General features: G+C 68.1%; 5 protein-coding genes. All 5 read right to left on the reverse strand.

Annotated elements, in window-relative coordinates; translation table 11 throughout:
• Positions 1 to 869, reverse strand: an 869-nt coding sequence (locus AB4Y34_RS41100) for an FAD-binding oxidoreductase (protein WP_176386033.1), incomplete at its 3' end; no start/stop codon positions are given.
• Between the two features lies 1 nt (position 870).
• Entirely contained in the window at positions 871 to 1455 is a 585-nt protein-coding gene (gene paaD, locus AB4Y34_RS41105) for a 1,2-phenylacetyl-CoA epoxidase subunit PaaD (RefSeq protein ID WP_368719222.1), read from the reverse strand.
• Positions 1456 to 1462: 7 nt separating this feature from the next.
• The gene (gene paaC, locus AB4Y34_RS41110) at positions 1463 to 2311 is read right to left on the reverse strand and encodes a 1,2-phenylacetyl-CoA epoxidase subunit PaaC (RefSeq protein ID WP_368719223.1); all 849 of its coding nucleotides are present in this window, start codon (positions 2309 to 2311) and stop codon (positions 1463 to 1465) included.
• A gap of 16 nt (positions 2312 to 2327) precedes the next feature.
• Positions 2328 to 2612 (reverse strand): 1,2-phenylacetyl-CoA epoxidase subunit PaaB, encoded by a 285-nt coding sequence (gene paaB, locus AB4Y34_RS41115; protein WP_013090772.1) that lies wholly within the window; start codon positions 2610 to 2612, stop codon positions 2328 to 2330.
• 36 nt (positions 2613 to 2648) lie between these two features.
• On the reverse strand, positions 2649 to 3605 hold a 957-nt coding region (gene paaA, locus AB4Y34_RS41120), incomplete at its 5' end, for a 1,2-phenylacetyl-CoA epoxidase subunit PaaA (protein ID WP_255209150.1).

Raw genomic sequence — 3605 nt, forward strand, 5'->3', positions numbered from 1 at the left:
CCCTGATACGGCAGGCGCAGCCTGCGCCGCTTGCCGTCGAGCACGATCTCGAGGTCGGCAGCCGGGGTGTCCGCGGTGATCTCGACGGGCGGCACCCCCGCCTGCGGCAGCGGCGTGCCGAAGCGCTCGACGTGCACCTTCGCGGGCGGCACGCCGGCAGCCTTGAGCGCCGCCTCGGCCGCCTCCATCATCGGCGCGGGGCCGCAGATGAACGCCTCGTCGATCGCGTCGGCCGGCAGCAGCTGGTCGAGGAACGCCGCGCACTTCTGCTGGTCGAGCACGCCGTTGAACAGCTCGACGTCCTGCAGGTCGTCCGACAGCACGTGATACAGCACGAAGCGGTTCATGAAGCGGTTCTTCAGATCCTCGAGCTCCTCGGCGAACATGATCTGGTCGACGCTGCGGTTGCCGTACACCAGCGTGAAGGTGCTGCGCGGCTCGACTTCGAGCGTGGTCTTGATGATCGCGAGCACCGGCGTGATGCCCGAGCCGCCCGAGAACGCGAGATACTGCTGGCCCTGTTCGGCGTTCAGGTGCGTGAAGAAGCGGCCGTCCGGCGTCATCACGTCGATCGTGTGGCCGGGCTGCAGCGTGTCGAACGCGAAGTTCGAGAAACGCCCGCCGCGCACGCGCTTGATGCCGATGCGCAACTCGCCGTCGCGGTCGTAGTCGGTGACGCCCACGCAGATCGAATACGAGCGGCGCGTTTCCTCACCGTCGATATGCGTCTTCAGCGTGACGAACTGGCCCTGCGTGAAGCGATACTGGTCGCGCAGTTCGGGCGGGACTTCGAAGGCGACCGACACCGCATCGGCGGTTTCGGGACGTACTTCGCGGATACGCAGCGGATGGAATTGCGGGGTGGCCATATCAGTACGGTTTGAAGTAGTCGAAGGGTTCGCGGCAGTCGAGGCAGCGATACAGGGCCTTGCAGGCGGTCGAGCCGAACTGCGCGAGTCGCTCGGTGTGTGCGCAGCCGCAGCGCGGACAGGGCGGGGGGGGCAGCGCGCGCGGCACGAAGCGCAGCACTTTCTCCTGCGGCGCGGCGCTCGCGTGCGCGGCTGAACCGCAGTTGCCCGTGGGCGGCGCGATGCCGTAGACGCGCAGTTTTTCGCGCGCCTCGGCGGTGATCCAGTCGGTGGTCCACGCCGGCGCGAGTACGGTGGCGACGCGGTACGGCGTGAGCTGCGCGGCCTCGAGCGCACGGCCGATGTCTTCGGCAATCTGCGACATCGCCGGGCAGCCCGAGTAGGTCGGCGTGATCACGACCTCGAGCGCGCCGTCCGCGGCGCGTCGCACCTCGCGCAGGATGCCGAGCTCGCGGATCGAGACCACCGGGATCTCCGGGTCGGGTACCGCTTCGAGCACGCTCCACGCGCGGGTGAGCGCGGGATCGGTGGTGGCGGTGGTGGCAGCGGCTGTATTCACGGGCTGCACGGCGGTCGAGGTCGTCATCGCGGGCTCACCAGCTCGCGCCCGGATGCTGGCGCGCGAGGCTCTGCATTTCCGCGAGCACGAAACCCATGTGCTCCGAATGCTCGCCGTGCTTGCCGGTGCTCACGTGCCGCAGCGCCGCGGGCAGCATCAGCGTGGCCGCGTCGAGCGTGGCGCGCACGTCGTCGAGCCATGCGGCTTCCAGCGTCGAGGTGCGCGGGCCGACGCCCGCCGCGGCGATCGCGTCTTCCACCGCGTCCGCGCTGAAGAACTCGTACGTGTACGGCATCAGATAGTCGAGCGCGGCCTGCGCGCGACGGTGCGATTCGTCGGTGCCGTCGCCGAAGCGGATCAGCCACTCGCCCGCGTGATGCACGTGGTACTGCGTTTCCTTGATCGACTTCGCGGCGATCGCGGCGAGCTGTTCGTCGGTGGAGTCCGTCAGCGCGCCCCACAGATGCCTCATCAGCGTCGCGTACAGGAAGTTGCGCACGATCGTCACCGCATAGTCCTTCTGCGCCTGCGCGGTGCCGGCGAGCGGCCCGTAGTGCGGCAGCTCGGCGAGCGTGTAGTTCGCGAATTCGCGTTCGGCGCGGAAGTACGCGTAGTCGTCCTCGCTGCGCTGACGGCCGGTGAGCTGCTCTTCGAGCGTGGCCGCGTGCGTGTACAGCAGGCGCGCCTGGCCGATCAGGTCGAGGCTCATGTTCGACAGCGCGATGTCCTCTTCGAGGATCGGGCCGTGGCCGCACCACTCGCTGTTGCGCTGACCGAGGATCAGCGCGGTATCGGCGAGGCGCAGCACGTACTGCAGATGTTCGGGCGACGGGGACGTAGGGGACGTAGGGGACGTAGGGGACGTAGGGGACGTAGGGGACATGGTGGTCATGGCGCGCTTACATGTGGTTGACTTCGTCGGGCAGCGTGTAGAACGTCGGGTGGCGATAGATCTTGTCGCCCGCCGGTTCGAACAGCTCGGCCTTCTCGTCGGGCGCCGAGGCGGTGATCGCCGAGGACGGCACCACCCAGATGCTCACGCCTTCCTGGCGGCGCGTGTAGACGTCGCGCGCCATGCGCAGCGCCATCGGCGCGTCGGCCGCGTGCAGACTGCCGCAGTGCTTGTGGTCGAGTCCCTGCTTGCTGCGCACGAACACTTCCCAAATCGGCCATTCCTTGTTCATTGCTGATCTCCTGATTCCTGTGATGTGCGGTGCCACTCAGGCGGCGTGCTGTTGCGCGCGCTGGCGCTGTTTTTCGGCATGGGCGAGTGCGGCTTCGCGCACCCAGGCGCCGTCCGCATGGGCCTTCACGCGCGTGGCGAGGCGCTCGCGGTTGCACGGGCCGTCGCCATTGACGACGCGCCAGAACTCTTCCCAGTCGATGTCGCCGTAGTCGTAGTGGCCGCGCGCCGCGTTCCATTTGAGCTGCGCATCGGGCAGCGTGACGCCGAGCACCTTGGCCTGCTCGACGGTCGCGTCGACGAATTTCTGGCGCAGGTCGTCGTTGGTGATGCGCTTGATGCCCCATTGCGCCGACTGGTTGCTGTGCACCGAGTCCCTGTCGCTCGGGCCGAACATCATCAGCACCGGCCACCACCAGCGGTTCACCGCCTGCTGCACGAGCTCGCGCTGCGCGTCGGTGCCGGCCATCATCGCGAGCAGCGCATCGAACCCCTGGCGCTGGTGGAACGACTCTTCCTTGCAGATGCGGATCATCGCGCGGGCGTACGGCCCGTAGGTGCAGCGGCACAGCGGGATCTGGTTCATGATCGCCGCGCCGTCGACCAGCCAGCCGATCACGCCGACGTCGGCCCAGGTGGGCGTCGGGTAGTTGAAGATGCTCGAATACTTGGCCTTGCCCGCGTGCAGCGCGTCGATCAGCTGCTCGCGCGACACGCCGAGGGTTTCGGCCGCGCTATACAGATAGAGCCCGTGGCCGGCCTCGTCCTGCACCTTGGCGATCAGGATCGCCTTGCGCTTCAGGCTCGGCGCGCGGGTGATCCAGTTGCCCTCGGGCAGCATGCCGACGATCTCCGAGTGCGCGTGCTGCGAGATCTGCCGCACCAGCGTCTTGCGGTACGCGTCGGGCATCCAGTCCTGCGGCTCGATCTTGCCGTCGGCGGCCATGACCGCGTCGAAGCGCGCCTGTTCGGGCGAATTCGCGTCCGCGTCCAG

It is taken from the genome of Paraburkholderia sp. BR10954 (genome assembly GCF_040965775.1).
In the GTDB taxonomy this organism is placed as follows: domain Bacteria; phylum Pseudomonadota; class Gammaproteobacteria; order Burkholderiales; family Burkholderiaceae; genus Paraburkholderia; species Paraburkholderia youngii.

Excerpts from the sequence above, each read along its gene's own strand:
- paaB (WP_013090772.1), bottom strand. The coding sequence starts at position 2,612 with ATGAACAAGGAATGGCCGATTTGGGAAGTGTTCGTGCGCAGCAAGCAG.
- paaD (WP_368719222.1), bottom strand. The coding sequence starts at position 1,455 with ATGACGACCTCGACCGCCGTGCAGCCCGTGAATACAGCCGCTGCCACC.
- paaC (WP_368719223.1), bottom strand. The coding sequence starts at position 2,311 with ATGTCCCCTACGTCCCCTACGTCCCCTACGTCCCCTACGTCCCCTACG.